17 protein-coding genes are annotated in these 20,264 nt (G+C 64.7%); 8 read left to right on the top strand and 9 right to left on the bottom strand.

Going from position 1 to position 20,264, the window contains the following annotated elements:
• Positions 1 to 5 precede the first annotated feature (5 nt).
• A complete protein-coding gene (gene rnr / locus GYH26_RS06345) occupies positions 6 to 2,261 on the top strand; it encodes a ribonuclease R (RefSeq protein WP_161540935.1) in 2,256 nt (751 codons plus the stop codon).
• Here rnr and hemL read toward each other — a convergent pair.
• Positions 2,200 to 3,513 carry a glutamate-1-semialdehyde 2,1-aminomutase gene (gene hemL / locus GYH26_RS06340; RefSeq protein ID WP_161540934.1) on the bottom strand — a complete coding sequence of 438 codons (1,314 nt, stop codon included), beginning with the start codon at positions 3,511 to 3,513 and terminating at the stop codon, positions 2,200 to 2,202. The genes rnr and hemL overlap by 62 nt on opposite strands.
• A gap of 6 nt (positions 3,514 to 3,519) precedes the next feature.
• Positions 3,520 to 4,851: a ferrochelatase gene (gene hemH / locus GYH26_RS06335; protein WP_161540933.1), complete on the bottom strand. Its 1,332-nt coding sequence runs from the start codon at positions 4,849 to 4,851 to the stop codon at positions 3,520 to 3,522.
• A 208-nt stretch (positions 4,852 to 5,059) separates the two neighbouring features.
• On the opposite strand from hemH, the gene pckA reads away from it, so the two are divergent.
• Complete coding sequence (gene pckA, locus GYH26_RS06330) at positions 5,060 to 6,655, top strand: phosphoenolpyruvate carboxykinase (ATP) (RefSeq protein ID WP_161540932.1); 1,596 nt, start codon at positions 5,060 to 5,062, stop codon at positions 6,653 to 6,655.
• A 58-nt stretch (positions 6,656 to 6,713) separates the two neighbouring features.
• Here pckA and GYH26_RS06325 read toward each other — a convergent pair whose 3' ends face one another.
• The 4 genes from GYH26_RS06325 to hemF form a co-directional block, all read right to left on the bottom strand.
• The gene (locus GYH26_RS06325) at positions 6,714 to 7,472 is read right to left on the bottom strand and encodes an NTP transferase domain-containing protein (protein ID WP_161540931.1); all 759 of its coding nucleotides are present in this window, start codon (positions 7,470 to 7,472) and stop codon (positions 6,714 to 6,716) included.
• Positions 7,469 to 8,797, bottom strand: coding sequence for an inositol-3-phosphate synthase (locus GYH26_RS06320; RefSeq protein ID WP_161540930.1), 1,329 nt, complete (start codon positions 8,795 to 8,797; stop codon positions 7,469 to 7,471). The genes GYH26_RS06325 and GYH26_RS06320 overlap by 4 nt, the downstream gene beginning before the upstream one ends.
• A gap of 30 nt (positions 8,798 to 8,827) precedes the next feature.
• Entirely contained in the window at positions 8,828 to 9,763 is a 936-nt protein-coding gene (locus tag GYH26_RS06315; RefSeq protein ID WP_161540929.1) for a CDP-alcohol phosphatidyltransferase family protein, read from the bottom strand.
• A 112-nt stretch (positions 9,764 to 9,875) separates the two neighbouring features.
• On the bottom strand, positions 9,876 to 10,856 hold the full coding sequence (gene hemF / locus GYH26_RS06310; RefSeq protein WP_197738560.1) for an oxygen-dependent coproporphyrinogen oxidase: 981 nt from the start codon (positions 10,854 to 10,856) through the stop codon (positions 9,876 to 9,878).
• A 25-nt stretch (positions 10,857 to 10,881) separates the two neighbouring features.
• Between hemF and GYH26_RS06305 the strand changes: the two genes are divergently transcribed.
• A complete protein-coding gene (locus GYH26_RS06305) occupies positions 10,882 to 11,193 on the top strand; it encodes a family 4C encapsulin nanocompartment shell protein (protein ID WP_161540928.1) in 312 nt (103 codons plus the stop codon).
• Here the strand turns inward: GYH26_RS06305 and GYH26_RS06300 are convergent.
• Complete coding sequence (locus GYH26_RS06300; RefSeq protein WP_242006621.1) at positions 11,157 to 11,885, bottom strand: RluA family pseudouridine synthase; 729 nt, start codon at positions 11,883 to 11,885, stop codon at positions 11,157 to 11,159. The two genes, GYH26_RS06305 and GYH26_RS06300, sit on opposite strands and share 37 nt — an antisense overlap.
• A 217-nt stretch (positions 11,886 to 12,102) precedes the next feature.
• Here GYH26_RS06300 and GYH26_RS06295 point away from each other — a divergent pair, with 217 nt between their 5' ends.
• Both GYH26_RS06295 and GYH26_RS06290 read left to right on the top strand, forming a co-directional pair.
• Complete coding sequence (locus GYH26_RS06295) at positions 12,103 to 13,944, top strand: sensor histidine kinase (RefSeq protein ID WP_242006620.1); 1,842 nt, start codon at positions 12,103 to 12,105, stop codon at positions 13,942 to 13,944.
• A gap of 174 nt (positions 13,945 to 14,118) precedes the next feature.
• Positions 14,119 to 15,267: an RNA-guided endonuclease InsQ/TnpB family protein gene (locus GYH26_RS06290; protein ID WP_161540925.1), complete on the top strand. Its 1,149-nt coding sequence runs from the start codon at positions 14,119 to 14,121 to the stop codon at positions 15,265 to 15,267.
• Here GYH26_RS06290 and GYH26_RS06285 read toward each other — a convergent pair.
• Together GYH26_RS06285 and hemE are read right to left on the bottom strand one after the other, a co-directional pair.
• The gene (locus tag GYH26_RS06285) at positions 15,250 to 15,591 is read right to left on the bottom strand and encodes a nucleotidyltransferase family protein (RefSeq protein ID WP_174238075.1); all 342 of its coding nucleotides are present in this window, start codon (positions 15,589 to 15,591) and stop codon (positions 15,250 to 15,252) included. The two genes, GYH26_RS06290 and GYH26_RS06285, sit on opposite strands and share 18 nt — an antisense overlap.
• A gap of 63 nt (positions 15,592 to 15,654) precedes the next feature.
• Positions 15,655 to 16,716, bottom strand: a complete 1,062-nt coding sequence (hemE, locus tag GYH26_RS06280; RefSeq protein WP_161540923.1) for a uroporphyrinogen decarboxylase — start codon at positions 16,714 to 16,716, stop codon at positions 15,655 to 15,657.
• Positions 16,717 to 16,849: 133 nt separating this feature from the next.
• Between hemE and GYH26_RS06275 the strand changes: the two genes are divergently transcribed.
• The 3 genes from GYH26_RS06275 (at position 16,850) to GYH26_RS06265 (ending at position 20,229) form a co-directional block, all read left to right on the top strand.
• The gene (locus GYH26_RS06275; RefSeq protein WP_161540922.1) at positions 16,850 to 17,464 is read left to right on the top strand and encodes a diacylglycerol/polyprenol kinase family protein; all 615 of its coding nucleotides are present in this window, start codon (positions 16,850 to 16,852) and stop codon (positions 17,462 to 17,464) included.
• A gap of 80 nt (positions 17,465 to 17,544) precedes the next feature.
• Positions 17,545 to 19,359 (top strand): glycoside hydrolase family 2 protein, encoded by a 1,815-nt coding sequence (locus GYH26_RS06270; protein ID WP_161540921.1) that lies wholly within the window; start codon positions 17,545 to 17,547, stop codon positions 19,357 to 19,359.
• A gap of 9 nt (positions 19,360 to 19,368) precedes the next feature.
• Positions 19,369 to 20,229, top strand: a complete 861-nt coding sequence (locus GYH26_RS06265; RefSeq protein ID WP_161540920.1) for an esterase/lipase family protein — start codon at positions 19,369 to 19,371, stop codon at positions 20,227 to 20,229.
• The last annotated feature ends 35 nt before the right edge of the window (positions 20,230 to 20,264 follow it).

Genomic DNA, 20,264 nt, shown 5'->3' with positions numbered 1-20,264 from the left:
CATCCTTGGCACGCCGTAAAAAATCCGCGCAGAAAAAAGCGAAAACCTCCCGAAAAAAACGCCTGCCTACTCGTCCGCAGATCCGGCGGGCCATCCTCTCGATTTTGCGCAACAATGCGCATAAGGCGTATCGTCCGAAAGAACTGGCCAAGCTTTTAGATCTACGCGACTACGAGGCCTATCAGCGCTTCTGGGAGGTCCTCTCCGAACTGGAGCATCAGCACCTGGTCGCCCGCGTCAAGGGGGGTCGCTACACCTACGAGCGCCGGCCCTATCGCGTGGAGGGCATCCTGCGCGTGCATCCACAGGGCTACGGCTTTGTGGAGATCGAAGGCCAGGAAGACGAAGACATCTACATCAGCGAAGCGCATATGGGCACGGCGCTCGACGGCGACCGCGTGCTGGTGGGACTGGCCGCTCCGGCCCGAGGCGACCGCCGTCGGGAAGGCGAAGTGCTCAAAGTACTGGAACGCCGCCGCAAGCAGGCCGTCGGGACCTTCTACCCGCGCGGCGCCTATGCGTTTGTGGTGCCCGACGATCCACGCCTGACACGCGACATCTACGTGCCCCGCGAGGCCTTCAACGGCGCCCGCGCCGGCGACAAGGTGGTGGTCTCCATCGACCGCTTCGACGATCCCAAGGCCTCGCCCGAGGGACGCGTGCTCGAAGTGCTTGGTCCGGCCAGCGATCCACGCGTGCAGGTGCTGGCGCTGGCGCTCAGCAAGGACGTGCGCACCGGCTTCCCCGAGGCTGTGCTCAAAGAAGCCGAGCGCATCCCGGACGCTATTCCCGAGCGTGAATACCGTCGCCGGCTGGACCTGCGCGACCGCGAGGTCTTTACGATCGACCCCTCCGACGCCAAGGACTTCGACGATGCGCTGCACCTGCGGCGCCTGCCCAACGGCCACATCGAAGTCGGCGTCCATATTGCAGACGTCAGCTACTACGTCCGGCCCGGCTCCGCCCTCGACGAAGAAGCCTATCAGCGCGGCACGAGCGTCTACCTCGTGGACCGCGTGATTCCCATGCTTCCCGAAAAACTCTCCAATCAGGTTTGTTCGCTGCGGCCGGGCGAGGACAAGCTGACCTATTCGGTGCTCATGGAGCTGACGCCCTCGGCCCGCGTCGTGCGCTACCAGATCCGCGAGACCGTCATTCACTCGCGTCAGCGCTTCACCTACGAGGAAGCCCAGGCCATCATCGACGGCGCCGATCATCCGCTGGCCGAGCCGGTACGCCTGGCCCATGAGCTGGCTCAGAAGCTCCGCCGGGCCCGCATGGAAGCCGGGGCCATCGATTTCGACCTACCTGAAGTAAAGGTTGAGCTGGACGAGGCCGGTAACCCGATCCGTATCTACCGCAAAGAGCGGCTGGCGGCCCATCAGCTCATCGAGGAATTCATGCTGCTGGCCAATCGGCTCGTGGCCGAAACGATCGGCAAGCGCGCCGAAGCGCCGCCTTTCGTCTACCGCATTCACGACCGGCCCGACGCCGAGAAAATCCGCCAGCTGGCCCAGTACGTGCGCGTCTTCGGCTATCATCTGGAGCTGACCGAAGACGGCACCGTCTCCTCGAAAGCGCTCAACGAGCTGCTCCAGCACGTGAAGGGTACGCCCGAAGAGCCGGTCATCGAAGAAGCGGCACTGCGGGCCATGGCCAAGGCCCGCTATTCGACGCAGAACATCGGCCATTATGGGCTGGCGTTCGATTTCTACACGCATTTCACCAGCCCCATCCGACGTTATCCGGACCTGATGGTCCATCGACTGCTCAAGCAATACCTGAAGAAGGCGGAAAAAGCCCCGACCGTCGACGCCGACGAACTGGAGGCTCTCTGCCGGCACTGCTCCGAGCGCGAGCGAGCGGCCGAAGAGGCCGAGCGCGACTCGGTTCGCTTCAAGCAGGTGCAGTACATGCAGCAGCACGTGGGCGAGCGCTTCCGGGGCGTGGTCAGCAGCGTGACGAATTTCGGCGTGTTCGTCGAGCTCGAAGACGTGCTCGTCGAAGGGCTGGTGCACGTGCGCGACATGGGCGACGACTACTACGAGTACGACGAGCGGCGCTATACGCTACGTGGCATCTACTCCGGCAAACGGTACCGGCCGGGCGACGTGGTCGAGGTGGTCGTCGTACGGGCCGATCCGGCCACGCGTCAGATCGATCTGCGCTTCGTAGAGCCTTCGACCGACGGCGAGGCGCCTACGCCGCGTCGTCGCCGTCGTCGGCGAAAGCGCGCGCAAGCGCCCGGCGCTGGGCGCTGAGCGTCTGTTCCAGCTCGCGCTCGCCGTGGGCCGTCGAGAAGAAGAACGCCTCGAACTGAGACGGCGGCAGGTAGATGCCCTCTTCCAGCATGGCGTGGAAGTAGCGGGCGAAGCGCCGGGTGTCGCAGCGGCGGGCCGTTTCGTAATCCACGACGCGTTCCGATGTGAAGAACAGCGTGGCCATGGCGCCCACGCGCGTGAAGTACAGGTCCAACCCCAGTCCTTTCAGGTTTTCACGAATGCCCTCCTCCAGCGCAGCCCCGAAGCGCTCCAGGCGCTCGTACAGATCCGGCGTGTCGGCAATCTTCCGGAGCACGGCATAGCCGGCCGCCATGGCCAGCGGATTGCCCGAGAGCGTGCCGGCCTGATAGACAGGCCCTTTCGGCGCGACGTACTCCATGATCTCGCGCCGTCCGCCGTAGGCCCCCACCGGAAGCCCGCCGCCGATCACCTTGCCGAGGGTGGTCAGATCGGGCAGCACGCCGTAGCGTTCCTGTGCCCCACCGCGCGCCACACGGAAGCCTGTCATCACCTCGTCGAAGATGAGCAGCATGCCGTGGCGGTCGCAGAGCGCCCGCAATCCTTCCAGAAAGCCCGGCTCCGGCGGCACGCAGCCCATGTTGCCGGCCACCGGCTCCAGAATGATGGCGGCCACCTCACCGGCGTTGGCTTCCACCAGCTGTTCGACGTGCTGCAGGTCGTTGAAGCGGGCCAGCAGCGTGTCCTGTGCCGTACCCGGCGTCACACCCGGCGAGTTGGGCTGGCCGTAGGTGAGCGCCCCACTTCCGGCCGCAATCAGGAAAAAGTCGGCGTGCCCGTGGTAGTGTCCCTCGAACTTGATGATCTTGGGACGCCCGGTGTAAGCGCGGGCCAGACGCACGGCGCTCATGGTCGCCTCGGTGCCCGAGTTGACCAGCCGCACCATTTCGATCGACGGCACCAGCTCACAGATAAGCTCGGCCACGCGCACTTCCAGTTCGGTAGGTGCTCCAAACGAAGGGGAACGCGTGGCCGCTTCCTGGATGGCCCGCACCACGTCGGGATCGGCGTGCCCGAAGAGCATCGGCCCCCAAGATCCGACGTAGTCGATGTAGCGGTTGCCGTCGACGTCTTCAATGTAAGCGCCCTGCGCCCGTGCGATGAACGGCGGGGTGCCGCCCACGCTGCCGAAGGCACGGACCGGCGAATTGACGCCGCCCGGGATTACGCGTTGCGCCCGTTCGAAAAGCGCCCGGCTTCGCGACAGCTGCATCGCTCCTTACGAGGCAGGCCGTTTGGAATGAACGGAAGGCTTCGGCGGTGCCGTGCTTTCGGCGTTCTCAGGCGCCGGCTCGCACTCTGAGGGAATCCAGCACCGCGCCTCGGTGATGTGCTCGCACTGGTGGCAACGCGTCTTACGCACGCGCGGATGGTAGCGGGGCAGTTCGTCAAGCGGACGAATCGGGTAAGGCGTCGTCGCCGGCGCCCCGTCTCCCGACGCACCGACCGTTGCGGACGGCACCGGCAGCCGGAGCTGCGCCACGGTCACCTCGGCCAGCGCCTCGATGAACAGCGGGTGGCAGTTCAGTGCCGGCATCACTTCGTAATGGGTAATGCCGAACTGCTCGGCCTCTTCCCGCACTTCGATGTCCAGTTCGAAGGAGGTTTCAATATGGTCGGTCACGAACGCCACCGGCACCATCAGCACGGCCCGCACGCCCTGCTGCGCCAGCTCGGCCAGCTTGTCGGGCGTGCTCGGCGTCAGCCACTCACCTGGCCCCACCTTGCTCTGGAACGACACGTGGTAGGGCAGGTCGTGCTTCCGGTAGGCCATTACCCGGTCCACTGTGGAGTGGATCAGGCAGCAGTAGGGATCGCGCCGCTCCTTCATTTCAATGAGCGGCGTGCCGTGCGCACTGAAGACCAGATGCACCTCGGAGCGCACGTTCTTCGGAAAGCGCTGCAGCGCCTCGTCGATCCGCTCGCTGATCGCCTGAATGTACTTGGGATGCGCCGCGTACTCGTAGACGTAGGTCGTAGGCCAGCGCGGAATTTCGCCCACCTGCTCCAGCGTCCACCAGTAGAGCAGCGACGAGCCGGTGGTCGTCTTGGAATACTGTGGATAGAGCGGAAGCAGCACCACCTTGTCCACCCCTTCGGCCTGCATCTGCGCGGCCGCCTCCTCGCTGAACGGATGCCAGTAGCGCATGGCAATGTAGGTGCGGAAATGCACCCCCGCCGGCTGCCCGAAGCGTCGGTTCAGCAACCGTTCCAGCGCCTGCGCCTGCTCCCGCGTCAGCCGGTTCAGCGGCGAGCCGCCCCCGATCATCTCGTAGTCTTTGCCCACCTTCTTTGCACGCAGCCGGGCGATCAGGCGGCAGAGCCAGTGACGGGCAATGCCCTTCAGCGGGATGTCGATGATGGCCGGGTCCATGAACAGGTTGTAGAGGAAGGGCTCCACATCCTCCACACGCTCAGGGCCACCCAGATTGAGCAATACTACTCCGACCGTTTCGCCGGGATTGACTGCAAGCGGGGCCGATGGAAAATAATCTCCGCGGACCAGCCGCTCATCGTACTGGTAGTGCTTCAGAAACTGCCGGGGCGTCATGACCTCACCTTCTGCTGTTTGGCGACTTCGGGTTTAGAGCCGGGCGGCGATTGTCAGTTCCGCTTTCTGCTTGAAGTTTCGCACAAGGGCGGCGATCTTATAGAATCTCAGAAATTCTTAAACAGAGGTTTAACACGGACCGGGAGCGCTTTTTCTATGCTTAAGCATAACGAGAAAACCGGGACATTGCTTTGAATTCATATCAAAAATGAACACGACCATGGACCTGACCAGCTACGGATTACATGTACCGCACGTGTTGCGGAATCCTTCTCCGGCGGTGCTTTATGAGGAGGCGGTACGCTACGACGCCCGGGCGGCCATCGTCAGCAGCGGGGCACTGGCCTGCACCTCCGGCGCCAAGACGGGACGCAGCCCGGCCGACAAGCGCATCGTCGAACACCCGGAAAGCCAGGAAAACATCTGGTGGGGTCCGATCAACATCCCGCTGGACGAGCACACGTTCCTGATCAACCGCGAGCGGGCCCTCGACTACCTGAACACCCGGGAACGGCTCTACGTGATCGACGGCTTTGCCGGCTGGGATCCCAAGTACAGGATCAAGGTGCGGGTGATCTGCGAGCGCCCCTACCATGCCCTCTTCATGCACAACATGCTGATTCGCCCCACCCGCGAGGAGCTGGCCCAGTTTGGTGAGCCGGACTACGTGATCTTCAACGCGGGGCGCTTCCCGGCCAACCGCTACACCTCGCACATGACCTCGAAGACGAGCGTCGATCTCTCTTTCGAGCGGGGCGAGATGGTGATCCTCGGCACGGAGTACGCCGGGGAGATGAAAAAAGGCGTCTTTACCGTGATGAACTACCTGATGCCGCTGCGCGGTGTGCTCTCGATGCACTGCTCGGCCAACGAAGGAACGGACGGCGACGTGACGTTGTTTTTCGGGCTGTCGGGCACGGGCAAGACCACGCTTTCGGCCGATCCCAAGCGCCGCCTTATCGGCGACGACGAGCACTGCTGGACGGACGAAGGCGTCTTCAACATCGAGGGAGGCTGCTACGCCAAGGTGATCAACCTTTCGCCCGAAGGCGAGCCGCAGATCTACAACGCGATCCGGTTCGGGACCGTGCTCGAAAACGTCGTCTACGATCCGGAAACGCGCGAGGTGGACTACGCCGACGCCTCCATCACGGAGAACACCCGCGCCTCCTACCCCATCGAGTTCATCGAGAACGCCAAGATTCCCTGCATGGGCGGCCACCCGCGCAATATCATCTTTCTGGCCTACGATGCCTTCGGTGTACTGCCGCCGGTGGCCCGCCTGACGCCCGAACAGGCGATGTACCACTTCATCAGCGGCTACACGGCCAAAGTGGCCGGTACCGAGGTGGGCGTGACCGAGCCGCAGGCTACGTTCTCGGCCTGCTTCGGCGCCGCCTTTCTGGTGTGGCATCCGTTCAAATATGCCGAGATGCTGGCCGAGCGCATGCGGCGTCACAACACGCAGGCCTGGCTGATCAACACCGGGCTGACCGGCGGCCCCTACGGCGTCGGCCACCGCATCAAGCTGGCCCATACCCGGGCCATCATCGACGCCATCCACGACGGCACGCTGGCCGAGATGCCCACCGTGGTGGACGAACGCTTCGGCTTTGCCATCCCCACGCGCTGCCCGGGCGTGCCGGAGGAAATCCTGCAGCCACGTAACACCTGGAGTGATCCGTCGGCCTACGACGAGATGGCCGATCGACTGGCGCGGCTGTTCGCTCAGAACTTCGAGAAGTACCGCGCCGGTTGCTCCCGCGAAGTGGCCGAAGCCGGCCCGCGCGTGGTGAAGGTGTAGCCGGAAATGGCGTAGCAGAAAAACGGGGCAAGGCCAACACGCCTTGCCCCGTTTTTGTTCAGGACTCGGATCGCGCCATTTCCAGCAGGCGGCGCTCGGCGTAGGCGAGCATTTCGGGCGTGTCGACGTCCTGCCAGAAGCCGTCGCCGATATCGAGCGCGGCCATGCGGCGGGCGCGGGCCAGTCGGCGTACGCCGTCGGAGAGCGACGCATCGCCCTGCTCCCGATAGACGGCCTCCAGCGCGTCCATCAAGGCGAAGGTGCAGACGAAGACACCCGTGTCGATGGCGTTGAAGTCGGTCAGATGCTTGCCGATGTCCACGATCCAGCCGTCCTCAACGCGCACCTTGGTGGCATCATCCAGGTCGAAGATCTGGTCGATGCGGTAGTCCACCAGTAGCGTAGCGCCGTCTTTCGGGGGCCGATGCGTGCGCACCAGCGCCATGAGTTCGTCCCCCAGCACGTGATCGGCCATGGTGAGCAGAAAAGGGGCCTCACGCACGTATGGCCGCGCGGCCAGCACCGACAGGCCGTTCTGGAGTTCGTAGTGCGGGTTGTGGGCGAAGTGCACCCGGAGCGGCCCGTGGTAGTGGCGGCGGACCGCCTCCTGCACCTCCTCGCCGTGGTAGCCCACGACGATGACCACTTCCCGGCAGCCGGCCAGCGCTACGCTTCGCAGCGTGCGGAGGATCAGCGGCATGCCAGCCACCGGGGTCAGGGGTTTCAATTGAAACCCCGGGCGGGCACCGGCCAGCCGCGAACCCAACCCGGCCGCCAGCACGATGCCCGTCCGGGGTCCTGCTCCATTCTGAATCATCTCAGGTTCTCGTACAGCTCAAACTCTTCGGATAGGTGCGTGATGGGCGACTCGCCGCCCAGCACGCGCAGCGTGTTTTTCAGCCGGATGTGCTGGATGAACAGGTCGTGCTCGGGTACGTGGCCTTCCTGCACGTGCGGGCTCTTGAAGTAGAACGAGAGCCACTCCTGAATGCCCTTGAGCCCGGCCCGGGCGGCCAGGTCCAGGAACAGCGCCAGGTCCAGCACGATCGGCGCGGCCAGGATGGAGTCCCGACACAGGAAGTTGATCTTGATCTGCATCGGGTAGCCCATCCAGCCGAAAATGTCGATGTTGTCCCAGCTCTCCTTGGCATCACCGCGCGGCGGGTAGAAGTTGATCCGCACCTTGTGGTAGAGGTTGCCGTAGAGTTCCGGGTAGAGATCGGGCTGCAGGATCGTGTCGAGCACGCCCGACTTGGTCACCTCCTTGGCGCGGAAGCTGTCGATGTCGTCGAGCACCTCGCCGTCGCGGTTACCCAGGATGTTTGTCGAGAACCAGCCGCGCACGCCCAGCATGCGCATCTTGAAGGCCGGCGCCACCACCGTTTTGAGCATGGTCTGGCCGGTCTTGAAGTCCTTGCCGGCAATGGGCACACCCTTCTCCTCAGCCAGTTGCTCAAGAGCAGGCACGTCGGCCGACAGGTTCGGGGCGCCGTTCGCGTAGGGTACGCCCTCCATGATGGCCGCGTAGGCATAGAGCTGCGAGGGCGTGATCGACGGATCGTTGGCTTCCAGGCCCGCCTCGAAGGCTTCGATCGAGCGGTGGCAGTCCGACGGGCGCGTGTACACCTCGGTCGAGCCGCACCAGATCATGACGGCCCGGCTGGCGCCGGTCTCCTCAAGCGTGCGCCGGATGTCCTCGCGGAGCATCTCGGCCAGCTCCTTCTTCGTGCGGGCCTTTTTGACGTTGGGCCCGTCGAGCCGCCGCACGTACTGGCGGTCGAAGGCGGCCGGCATGGGCCGGATCGTGCGCAGGAAGTCTTCGAGCGGCTTCAGGTCGCGCTCTTCAAGGACCTGGGCGCGCATGGCCGCCTCGTAGGCATCGTCCGGGAAGATGTCCCAGGCGCCGAAGACCAGGTCGTCGAGTTCGGCCAGCGGCAGGAACTCCTTGATCAGCGGGTTGCGTCCGGCCGAGCGACGCCCCAGCCGGATCGTCTGCATCTGCGTCAGCGATCCATAGGGTCGAGCCCGTCCCTGCCGGACCGCCTCGACCCCCGCAATGAACGTGGTCGCCACGGCGCCCAGCCCCGGCGTGAGCACCAGCAACTTGCCCTCCGGGGGCGCGATCGAAACAGCTTCGCTCATGGATGGCTCCTCTTCAGGATGGTGAACGAATTACCGTTGCAGCCAGGCATCTGCCGGCTTTCCTTCCAGATGGCGGCGCAACCACAATCGGAAGCGCCGGTTCCGAATCCGCAGTTGCACGACCAGCAGCAGAAAGATCAGGTTGAGCACCACCAGTTCAAACATAAAAAAAGCCAGCGGTCTGCCGTACAGGCAGGCGATAAAAATGGCCAGCGTGCGGTAGTTCGAGCTCATAATCGCCCAGCGCCGCACCAGCGGCCGGTGCACGTAGCGGTACATCTGGCGCGCCTTCTGGGGATATGAAAATTTCTCAAGCGCCTCTTCCAGCAACCGCATCAGCTCCAGATCAGCCGCGCCCACGCCATACTGCACGCGTAGGTAGACCAGGTAAAGCTGGCCCATCCATCGAGCCAGTCCGCGTTTTTCGGCCAGCGTCGCACGAAAGGCTTCGGGTGTGACCGGCCGCGCGCTCTGCTTGTCGTGAACCCAGTAGTCGTAGGATTGCCGCTGAAACTCATAGGTGCTGGCCTGCACGATATGGCTAACGCCGGCCAGTACGGCCAGCACCCAGGCGATCCAGCCCGCCGACGGATAGGTCGCCAGCGCCAGGCTGATGTAGATCAGCACAAATGTGCCGTGGTCGCACAGGCCGTCGAGTACCTTGCCGATCTCGGAAGTGCGGCCGGTGAGGCGGGCCAGCTGGCCGTCGGCACCGTCCATGACGTGCCAGCCGATCATCAGCAGAAAGCCCAGCACGCAGGCCTGCCAGGAGGTGTAGTGGTAATAGGCGAACGCAGCACCAGCTCCAAGGGCCAGCCCCACCAGCGAGACCGTGTTGGGATGCACGCCCCAGCGCGCCAGCCGCTGCACCAGCGCCCAGCTCAGCGGATGAATGAAATACCGGTTGGTCGGCTCTTCAATCTCCGGCGTACGCCAGGCGCGCCGCGCTTCCGTCGTACCTGTCATGAACGTTATGAGGACAACCCTCCGGCCTGTCAGAACCGGCCATAAGTTAGCAAATTGTAGCCAGATTGTTAATAGCCAGCGCTGCGTGCAGAGAATTCAAAATACAGACAAGCTACGGCTGCGGCACGTCGGCCTCGGTCAGCGCCAGCCAGTCGCGCGGTTGGAAGAACCAGAGCGCCGCCTCTTCGGGCGATCCGGGCACCGGACGCCAGTCGTACTGCCAGCGCGCCTCGGGCGGTAGACTCATCAGGATGCTTTCGGTGCGGCCGTTCGACTCCAGTCCGAAGCGGGTCCCCCGGTCGTAGATCAGATTGAACTCCACATAACGGCCACGTCGCAACAGCTGAAAGTGCCGCTCGCGCTCGCCGTAGGGGATGTCCTTGCGGCGCTCGACGATGGGCAGGTATGAACGCAGGAAGGCACGGCCGGCCTCCCGGGTGAAGAAAAACGCGCCTTCAGGATCGTCGCGCAGATAGTCGTAGAAAATGCCGCCTACGCCGCGCATTTCGCCTCGGTGGGGCAGGTAGAAATACGCGTCGCAGGCCGCCTTGAAGCGCGCATAATCGGCCACGCCCGGATGCCGATCACACACCTCTTTCCAGACGCGGTGGAAGTGCTGCACGTCTTCCAGAAAAGGATAGTAGGGCGTCAGGTCGGCGCCACCACCGAACCACTGATCCTCCGGATGAAACAGGTCTTCACCCAGCGCAAAGTAGCGAAAGTTGGCGTGGACACTGGGGACGTAGGGCGAACGGGGATGAATGACCAGCGAAAGGCCCGTGGCGAAAAACGGGCCGGGATGCACGCCGATGGCCCGGGCCGCTCGCTCTGTGAGTTTTCCCCAGATGGCCGACGTGTTGACGCCCGCCTTTTCAAAGACAGCACCGTTTTCCAGCACGCAGGTCAGTCCGCCGCCTCCTTCGCGATAATTCCAGGGATCTCGCCGAAACTGTGCGGCACCGTCGGCGTCTTCTATGGCCTTGCAGATGTGATGCTGCAGTGCTTCGACAAAGCGCTGCACGCGATGCGCCATCGGAATATCGGTGCGCGGCTCTTTGCGCAACCGGTCAACACGGGCGTGATCATCCATCATCATCGATCAACACAGGTTGGGGCTTATGACGGTTCTGGAATATACGCCGAATGACGACGAAATGCTGCCGTTCATCCATGACAGCCTACGGCAACTTCAGGAAGCCGGGCACGAAGCCCGCTACATTCTGGTAGGCCGTACGGCCTATCGGCGGCTGTGCAAGGCGATCGGGCGGCAGTTTCAGCGCGGAGCCGGCCGCTTCGAGACCTATCAGCACATTCCCATCGTGGTCGATCCGTTCCGCGACGAAGAGGTCTGCGTCGTACCGGCCCCGGCCGTCTGCGCCGAGGAAGTGCACGGTTACCGGATGCCCTCGGGACCGGCGGATTCCAGATAGGCCAGCAGTCGATCGACGCGCAGCCGGAAGGCTTCATCCCAGAACGGCGGCACGGGCGCCGTCCACTGCATGCGCTCGCGGCGGGTCGGATGCGTGAGTGCCAGTTTCCAGGCGTGCAGCGCCATCTGTCCGGGCGCCAGCCAGCGCCGAGCCCGGTAGCGCCGGTCGCCAAGAATGGGATAGCCCCGGAAGGCCAGCTGCACCCGGATCTGATGCTTGCGGCCGGTTTCGGGCACCAGGCGCATGAGCGTCAGCCCGTTGCGCGTCATGAGCGCTTGCCAGTGCAGAACGGCTCGTTTCCCGAACGGATGGTCTTCCGGCACCAGGCGCATGTGGTCGCGGGCCGGCGCCATGAAATCCTCCCAGGTGCCGCTGCCTTCCAGCTCGCCTTCCACCAGCGCCAGGTACACCTTTTCCACCGTGCGTTCCCGAAACTGCTGCATCAGCCGGGCGGCCGCCTTGGACGTACGGGCCAGCACCATCACGCCCGACACCGGCGCATCCAGCCGGTGGACCAGTCCCAGATAGACGTTCCCGGGCTTGTTGAAGCGCTCCTTGATCAGCGCCTTGCCCAGCGAGAGCACGGTCGGCGCCCCGCTCCGATCGCCCTGACTGCGCAATCCCGAGGGCTTGTTGATGACCAGCAGGTGGTTGTCCAGGTACAGCACAGGGAGTTCCGCTACCTCCAGCATGGCGTCTTCCCTTCCGAAGTTTCGTTCGACACACATCAACGAGAACCTTCCATTTCGGTTGCGGGTAGCAGGTGTATTCGCGGACGAAAGCCGGTACCCTGGCGGGAGATGTTCGTAAATGCCGCCCGGCTCCATTCTGTTGTTCCTTATCCTGTTGCCCTCAGGTAATGCGGCACAGCCTGCTGTTCTTCGCCTTGAACATGCCGGGATCGTATCGGTGACAGAGCCTTATGCGGCGCTGCTTATCGATCCCACCGATACGCTGACACTTGCTCAGGTCCTTCAGTCCGACGCCTGGCGCTCTCCGGCTCGCCTGACGCCCGATCTACCACCGGGAACGTACTGGCTCCGGCTGAAGCTGGTCGCCGCGCCGGGGCTCTCGCACTGGCTGGTCGAGATTCCGGCCGATCAGGTGACCGGCTACGTGCTGGTGGACGGCCGTCTGCCGCCTCGCGACACGCTGCGCACGGGCTTTCTGGTACCGCCCCGAGCGCGCGACATTGCCACCTTCCGGCCGCCCTATCTTTCGCTGCACCTTACGCCGGGCGTGCCGCATCACCTGTACCTGCGCGTCCGGCACAACTTCGTCAGCTACGTCTCGCCGGGCGTTCCGGTGCCGATCCGGCTGCATCCGATCGACGAAGCCCTGGCGGCCGAACGTTCCCATCGCGTGGTGCAGGGTCTGCTGGCGGGGCTGCTGCTGGCCATGGCGCTCTACAATCTGTTTCTGTTTCTGGTGGTGCGCGAGCGAAGCTATCTCTACTACGTAATGCTGACGGCCCTGCTGGCGCTGTTCTGGCTTTCGGCCTCGGGCTACCTGGCCGATCTGTTCTGGTCCTCCGAGCGCGCCTATCCCCACGCGATCGACTTTTACCTGCTGCTGGGGGCCGGGCTCGGTTACCTGTGCTTCACGGTCTCCTTTCTGGAAACGTCGCGCTATGCGCCAATCTACCATCGGCTGCTGCACCTGTTGATGGCCCTGCTGACGCTCCCCGCTCTGCTGGGCCTGCTCGGCTACTGGGTGCTGGCCGAACAGTTTGCCGCCCTGGCCGCGCTGATGGCGGCGCTGCTCGGCTTCGGGGCCGGCTGGCAGGCCCATCGCCGCGACCATCCCCTGGCCCGCTATTACCTGCTGGCTGCCTTGCCCTTCGTGCTCGGGCTTGTAGTGTACGTGGCCACCTGGTGGGGCCTGTTGCCCGTCGTGCCGGTTACCCGCTACAGCGCCCAGTTCGGTTCGGCTGCCGAGGCGCTGCTCCTGTCGCTGGCACTGGGCGCCCGCATCCGCCTGCTGACGCGCGAACGCGCGCAGGCCCTGCTGGACCGCACCCGGGCCGAGGCCGCCGAGCGGCACCTTCAGGAAATCAATGCGCTGAAAACCCACCTGCTGGGCGCTACCGCCCATGACCTGCGCAATCCACTGAGCAGCGTGCAGGGATTGATCCAGACCGTACGCGAGGAGCTTCCGCCCGACAGCCCCCACCGGGAACTGCTCGAACTGGCCGAAGCAGCCAGTCAGCGCATGCTGGGCACCATCGAGCAGCTGATCACCGCCTCGGCACTGGAAAGCGGGCGGGTTACCTTCCGGCGCATGCGCGTGGATCTGGTCGAACTGGTCGCCGAAACCGTCCACTTCCATCAGGACCGCGCCACCCGTAAGCAGCAGCAACTCGTTTTCCTGGCACCGTCTGCAGGATCCTGCGTGGTGGAGACCGATCCCGAGCAACTGCGGCGGGCCCTGACGAACCTGCTCACCAATGCGCTCAAGTTCACGCCTTTCGGCAAGCGTATCACAGTACAACTCGCCCGCCATACCGACGCGGTGCGGCTGAGTGTCCGAGACGAAGGCCCCGGCCTGACCGAAGCCGATCGTGCGCGCTTGTTCGGGTATTTTCAGCGTCTTTCGGCGCAACCCACCGGCGACGAACCGTCGAGCGGGCTGGGCCTGGCCATCACGAAGCAGATCGTCGAGCGCCTGGGCGGCCGGATCGAAGTCGACAGCACCCCCGGCCAGGGCAGCACGTTTACGATCGTGCTGCCCGTCTCTTCTGCTGCTTCGTAGCTACTCGCCCGAAAGCTCTGCCAGGAGTTGCCGGACACGCTGCGACAGCTGCCAAATTACGATGATGACCTGGGCAGGGAAGCCTACGGCTTCAGCCGTGAGAGGAATTGCCCCATGCCCATGACATACCGTTGACACCAGCGCATCATAACCTCCCCACAAACGCTCGCCGCCATGCAGACGCTGACGCTGCGCACACGGCTTGAGCCCACGCCCGCGCAAGCCGACGCCCTCCAGGAAACCCTCGAGCGCTTCGCGCAGGCGTGCAATCTGACGCTGGAGGTGGCCCGTGCATGCCGCACCTTCAGCAAGTTCAAACTCCAGCGGCTCGTCTATGGACAACTCCGCGCGCTGGGCCTGTCGGCCAACCTGGCCATTCGGGCCATCGCCCGCGTGGGAAGGCGCAAAGGGCATCGCGCAAAGCACTACCGCCCCACCTCCTGTGACTATGACCAGCGCACGCTCTCGCTGCGAGGCGAAAGCGTCAGCCTTTCGACTACGCACGGGCGCCTGCGCATTCCCATGCGGCTGAGTCCATACCATCGCTACTGGCTTGCTCGGGCGCGCAGTGTGCAGGGTGGGAGGCTGCTTCGCGACCGACGCGGACGCTGGTATGTCCACCTGACCGTTCGCGTTGCGGTGCCGGAAGCATTGCCGACCGGTCGGGTGGTGGGCGTCGATCTGGGGCAACGTCACCTGGCGGCGCTTTCGACGGGCGAGCGTCTGTCCGGGGGCGCGCTCAAGACGAAGCGGCTCCACTACCGCGCAAAACGCGCCGAGATCCGCTCGAAGCTGGATCGCCCTTCCGAACGCACCCGGTCGCTGAGGCGGCTGTGGGCACGGCTTTCGGGGAGGGAGCGGCGCTTTGTGCGGCAGGTGTTGCATGAGGCGAGTCGCCGCATTGTGGACGGCCTTGCGCCCGGCGATGTGCTGGCGATCGAAGACCTTCGCGGTCTTCGCGGACGTACGAAGCGAAAGGGCAAAGCGGCGCGCCACCTGCACCAGTTGTGGCCGTACGGTTTGTTTCGGCGCTTGCTGGAATACAAGGCCCGGCTCAAGGGGGTGCGGGTGGTGGTGGTTGACCCGGCGCATACGAGCCAGACATGTCCGTGTTGTGGGCACGTTGATCGACGCAATCGTCGGAGTGGGCGGCTGTTTCGATGCCGGGCGTGTGGATTTCAGCACAATGCGGACGTGGTAGCGGCGCTGAACCTTGCCCGAAGAGCGGGCTCTGAGGGCATGGGTCGTTGTCAGCCGGCCCCTGGTGCTATCCCGGCCGGTGGTCGGGAGGGCAAGCCCACGACTTCAGTCGTGGGTAGCTGACACGGCCACCACCTCCTGCAGGATATGCTGTTTGATATGCGGCCGAAGCGCGCTTTTCATAACCAGATCCACGTTGCACCCCAACCGCCGACTCAGCCAGTCCTTCAACTCCACAAACTGAAACAGCGTTGGCGGTTCTTCAAACTCGACCAGCACGTCCAGATCGCTGTGCTCCCCCGCTTCTCCACGCACTACCGAGCCAAACAGTCCAACAAATTTAACACGAAATCTCTCCTTCAAAAAAGGCATTTCTCCGGCGAGAATGCACCGTATTTCTTCCACCGACAGCGGCCTGAGCTGGTTCATCTCGGACACCGTCTTCATCTGAAATCGAGCTTGCATTCAAAAAACAGCTCAATTAGCGTCAGGATTCATTGCGGGCATAACTCATTCCGAAGCCACCGGTACGTAGTCGTGCACGGCTTCTACGAAGGCGCGCACGTGATCGGGGTTGTGGTCGGGGTGCAGGCCGTGCCCCAGGTTGGCGATGTGCCCACGCGGCCCGAAGGCTTCGAGCATCCGGTGCGTCAGCCGGCGAATCGTCTCGGGCTCGGCATACAGCGCGCAGGGATCCAGATTGCCCTGCAGGGCCACACGTCCGCCCGTCAGCTGTCGGGCCTGGCGCGGGTCGATCGTCCAGTCGAGCCCCACCACGTCGTAACCTGCCTCGGCCAGTTCGGCCAGCGATGCATGGGCACCCCGGGCGAACACGATGCGCGGCACCTCGGGCCGGGCCTTCCCGACCTCCCCGCCGATGCGGCGCAGGTACGGAAGCGCAAAGGTGTGAAACAGGTCCGGGCTCAACACGCCGGCCCAGGAATCGAACACCTGCACCACCTGCGCCCCCGCGTCGATCTGTGCGATCAGAAACTCCACGAGCACGTCGGTCAGCAGCGAAAGCAGTCGGTGGCTGGCCTCGGGCTGCCGGTAGAGCCAGCCCTTGGCGCGGGCGAACGTCTTGCTGCCTCCGCCCTCCACCATGTAGGCCATGAGCGTCCAGGGCGCTCCGCAGAAGCCGATGAGCGGCACGCGACCGGCCAGGGCCTTCCGCGTCATCGTGATCGCTTCCAGCATATAGCGCAGCGCCTCGCGCACATCCGGCCGCCGGAGCCGCCGCAGGTCTTCAACCGTGCGCAGCGGATCGGGAAAGTACGGCCCGCGGCCCGGGATCATCTCCACGCGCAGCCCCAGCGCCTGCGGCACCACCAGGATGTCGGAAAAAATAATGGCCGCATCGAGCGGAAAGCGCCGCAGCGGCTGCAGCGTCACCTCGGTGGCCAGCTCCGGCGTGCGCACCACGTCGAAAAAGGCCTCGTCGGCTCGAAGTGCCCGGTACTCGGGAAGGTAGCGGCCGGCCTGCCGCATGATCCAGACGGGCGTGCGCTCGACCGGCTCGCGCCGCGCCGCCCGGAGCAACAGATCGTTCTGAAGCGGGGGGAAATCCGTCATGGGCATTTCTCAAACATCGGTGTGAAAGCGCTGAGCCTATCGAAAAGCAGCGGGTCGGGTTCCCTTTTCGTTAAATCCGAACCGAAGATCGTTGCGTTTCGTTGACAGGCTCGTACCGTCTGCCGCAACGACCATGGCGGAAGTCCCACAGACCGCGTCTCTGTCCTATCGGGGCGAGTTGCTCCGCAAGGCGCTGCACCTGCTGGCGCTGAGCATCCCGATCGGCATGCTGCACGTGACGCGCCCGACGGCGCTGGCCGTGCTCTGGCCACTGGCACTGGCGGCCCTCGGGGCCGATGTGCTGCGCGCCCGCTGGCCGACCTTTCACCGCTTCATCCGAGAAATCTTTGGCGGTATGATGCGCCCCGAGGAACTGCCGCCGCCCGGCGGTCCCATCGCCATCAACGGCGCCACCTGGGTGCTGCTCTCCAGCGCGCTGCTGGCCACGCTGTTTCCACTGCCGCTGGCCGCCACGGCCTTTGCCGTCTTCATGGTGGGCGATGCGGCCGCGGCCGTCGTGGGGCGCCGCTTCGGACGCCACCGCTGGCCCGGAAGCCGCCGCACCATCGAAGGGTCGCTCGCCTTTTTCGGCGCGGCGCTGCTCACGGCCCTTTTCTTTCCCGTCCCCCCGCTGCACGCCGTGCTGGCCGCCCTGCTGGCCACCGTGCTGGAAGTGCTGCCGCTTCCGCTCAACGACAACCTGCGCGTGCCACTCGCCGTCGCCCTGCTGCTCTGGCTGGTGCATTAACCGGTACGTTGATTCCTTTCGCAAAATTGCGTAGGCTTCGACAGGAGCCGCTGTAAGAAATCTTTCCCTTCATCGAAGCCATGCGCCGCTACTTTCTGTTGCTTCTGCTGGGCTGGCTGGTCGGGGCCGCCCATGCTCAGCCTGACCCGCTCATCATCAACGTGGACGGCCGCCGGACCACCTCACTGCATGGAAGCTGGGCCGCCATCGTCGATCCCTACGACGTGGGCTACCGCACCTACCGCAACACGCCCGACCCTAACGGCTTTTTCCGCCACCGCCGCCCCCAGCATCCGGCCGATCGCATCGAGTACAGCTTCGAAGACGCCCCGCGCCTGGAGGTGCCCGGCGACTGGAACAGCCAGCGCCCCGAACTTTTCTTCTACGAGGGCACCGTCTGGTACCAGCGCACTTTCACCTATCGCCTCCCGGCCGATCGGCGGCTGTTTCTCTACTTCGGGGCGGCCAACTACGAGGCCATCGTGGCCCTCAACGGTCAGGTGCTGGGCCGCCACGAAGGCGGCTTTACCCCGTTCAATTTTGAAATCACAGAGCTTGTCCGCGACGGCGAAAATGATCTGGTCGTCTACGTGAACAACCGTCGCCGCGCCGAGGGCGTCCCCACCGACAACATGGACTGGTGGAACTATGGTGGGCTGACGCGGCGCGTGCTGCTGGTGGAGACGCCCCGCACGTTCGTGCGCGACTATTTCGTGCAGCTCGATCCGGCGGACCCGTCGTTTCTTGCGGGCTGGGTGCAGCTCGACGGTCCCGAGCGCACGCTGACGGTGACGCTCCGCCTTCCAGAGCTGGGGCTTGTGCAGACGATCCGGCCCGACACGAGCGGTCGCGGTACGTTCCGGCTGCGTGTGCCGGAGCGGCTCGAGCGCTGGAGTCCAGCGCACCCGCGCCGCTACCGGGTCGAACTGGCCACGCGCTACGAGACCGTGGTCGACTCGATCGGCTTTCGGACGATCGAGACCCGGGGCACCGAGCTGTTGCTCAACGGCCGCCCCATTTTTCTGCGGGGCATTTCGATCCACGAGGAGGCGCCTTTCGAGGGACGGCGGGCCTTTTCCGAGGAGGACGCCCGCGTGCTGCTGGGCTGGGCGCGCGAGCTGGGCTGCAACTTCGTGCGGCTGGCGCACTATCCGCACAACGAAGCCATGGTACGCACGGCCGAGGCGATGGGCCTGCTGGTGTGGGCCGAGATTCCGGTCTACTGGACGATCCAGTGGGAGAACCCGCACACGCTGGAGCTGGCGCGTCAGCAACTGCGTGAGCTGATCACACGCGACAAAAATCGGGCGGCCGTGATTCTCTGGTCGGTGGCCAACGAGACGCCGCGCGGCGAGGCGCGGCTGCGCTTTCTGCGCACACTGATCGACGAGGCACGTCGGCTGGACCCGACGCGGCTGGTAACGGCCGCGCTGGAGCACCGCTACGTGAACGACACGACGATCGTGATCGACGACGAACTGAGCCGCTACCTGGACGTGCTGGGCAACAACGAGTACATCGGCTGGTACGACGGGCCGCCCGAGAAGGCGCGGCGCGTGGTCTGGCAAAACGCCTACGACAAGCCGCTCATCATGAGCGAGTGGGGCGGCGGGGCGAAGGCGGGCTTTCACGGGCCGGCCGAGCAGATCTGGACCGAGGAGTACCAGGCGCGGCTCTACCGGGAACAGATCGCCATGCTGCGGCGGATTCCGTTTCTGGTGGGCATGTCGCCGTGGATTCTGAAGGATTTTCGCTCGCCGCGGCGACCGCTGGCGCGCATTCAGGACTACTGGAACCGGAAGGGCGTGATCTCGGATCGCGGTCAGCGCAAGCAGGCCTTCTACGTGCTGCAGGCGTTTTACCGGGAGCTGGCCCAGAGCGCGATCAACGATTGAAGCCAGCCTATGGGTGCGGCACGCCTCCGGATCCGGGCACCGGCTTTTCCTGAGCCGCCGGTCGTGCCCCTGCGCTATCCGGTGCTGCTGATGCACGGACTGGGGGCACTGGCCCTGCCCTGGCGTCCGAGCCAGCTGCATCCCATTGCCGAACACCTGCGGCGGCACGGCATCCGGGCCTACGCCCCCAACGTGGCCCCGTACGCGCCGATGGCCCGACGCGCCGAGCGCTGGCGGCAATACCTGCAGCACGTCCTTGAGGAGACACGCGCCCCGAAAGCTCACCTGGTCGCCCATTCCATGGGGGGACTCGACGCCCGCTACCTGATCGCCCGACTCGACGGCTACCGGCACGTCGCCTCGCTGATCACGATCGCCACGCCCCACCGGGGCACCGCACTGGCCGAGCTGGTGCTGAAGCGTCCCGCAACCGTGCGGCGCTGGCTGGAGCGCCTGGCCCGACGCCTCAGCCACCTGCTGTTGCCCGACGAGCCCACCGCCCTGCTGGATACCGTCGCACAACTGACCCCGGCCTACGTGACCGAAGTGTTCAACGCGGAGGTGCCCGATCACCCGGACGTCCCCTGCTTCTCCTGGGCGGGCATAGCCGGTCCCGGCACCGACGTACCCATCACGCCCTGCATCGCCCCGCTGGCCCGCTACATCTACCAACGTGAAGGCCTCAACGACGGCTACGTCTCGGTCCGGAGCGCCCGATGGGGCCGTTTTCTGGGCACGCTGCGGGTTGATCACCTGCGCCAGGTAGGCGTGCGCATCGGCCCCGGCGCCCGCTTCGATGAAAAAACATTCTTCCTGGATCTGTGCCGCCAGGTACTTGCCCCCATCGAATCGGGCGCTTTTGTAGATTAAGCCCGTCCCCTGACAGCGACAAGCCTACCGGAAGT

The sequence above is a fragment of the Rhodothermus marinus genome (genome assembly GCF_009936275.1).
Classification (GTDB): Bacteria; Bacteroidota; Rhodothermia; order Rhodothermales; family Rhodothermaceae; genus Rhodothermus; species Rhodothermus marinus_A.
Note: the sequence above shows the minus strand (reverse complement) of the source record. Positions and strands in the feature narration are given on the sequence as shown.

Bases quoted from the DNA above. Each gene is read 5' to 3' on its own strand.
- hemL (WP_161540934.1), bottom strand. From the start codon at position 3,513: ATGCAGCTGTCGCGAAGCCGGGCGCTTTTCGAACGGGCGCAACGCGTA.
- hemH (WP_161540933.1), bottom strand. From the start codon at position 4,851: ATGACGCCCCGGCAGTTTCTGAAGCACTACCAGTACGATGAGCGGCTG.
- pckA (WP_161540932.1), top strand. From the start codon at position 5,060: ATGAACACGACCATGGACCTGACCAGCTACGGATTACATGTACCGCAC.
- GYH26_RS06325 (WP_161540931.1), bottom strand. From the start codon at position 7,472: ATGATTCAGAATGGAGCAGGACCCCGGACGGGCATCGTGCTGGCGGCC.
- GYH26_RS06320 (WP_161540930.1), bottom strand. From the start codon at position 8,797: ATGAGCGAAGCTGTTTCGATCGCGCCCCCGGAGGGCAAGTTGCTGGTG.
- GYH26_RS06315 (WP_161540929.1), bottom strand. From the start codon at position 9,763: ATGACAGGTACGACGGAAGCGCGGCGCGCCTGGCGTACGCCGGAGATT.
- hemF (WP_197738560.1), bottom strand. From the start codon at position 10,856: ATGATGGATGATCACGCCCGTGTTGACCGGTTGCGCAAAGAGCCGCGC.
- GYH26_RS06305 (WP_161540928.1), top strand. From the start codon at position 10,882: ATGACGGTTCTGGAATATACGCCGAATGACGACGAAATGCTGCCGTTC.
- GYH26_RS06300 (WP_242006621.1), bottom strand. From the start codon at position 11,885: ATGCTGGAGGTAGCGGAACTCCCTGTGCTGTACCTGGACAACCACCTG.
- GYH26_RS06290 (WP_161540925.1), top strand. From the start codon at position 14,119: ATGCAGACGCTGACGCTGCGCACACGGCTTGAGCCCACGCCCGCGCAA.
- GYH26_RS06285 (WP_174238075.1), bottom strand. From the start codon at position 15,591: ATGAAGACGGTGTCCGAGATGAACCAGCTCAGGCCGCTGTCGGTGGAA.
- hemE (WP_161540923.1), bottom strand. From the start codon at position 16,716: ATGACGGATTTCCCCCCGCTTCAGAACGATCTGTTGCTCCGGGCGGCG.
- GYH26_RS06275 (WP_161540922.1), top strand. From the start codon at position 16,850: ATGGCGGAAGTCCCACAGACCGCGTCTCTGTCCTATCGGGGCGAGTTG.
- GYH26_RS06270 (WP_161540921.1), top strand. From the start codon at position 17,545: ATGCGCCGCTACTTTCTGTTGCTTCTGCTGGGCTGGCTGGTCGGGGCC.
- GYH26_RS06265 (WP_161540920.1), top strand. From the start codon at position 19,369: ATGGGTGCGGCACGCCTCCGGATCCGGGCACCGGCTTTTCCTGAGCCG.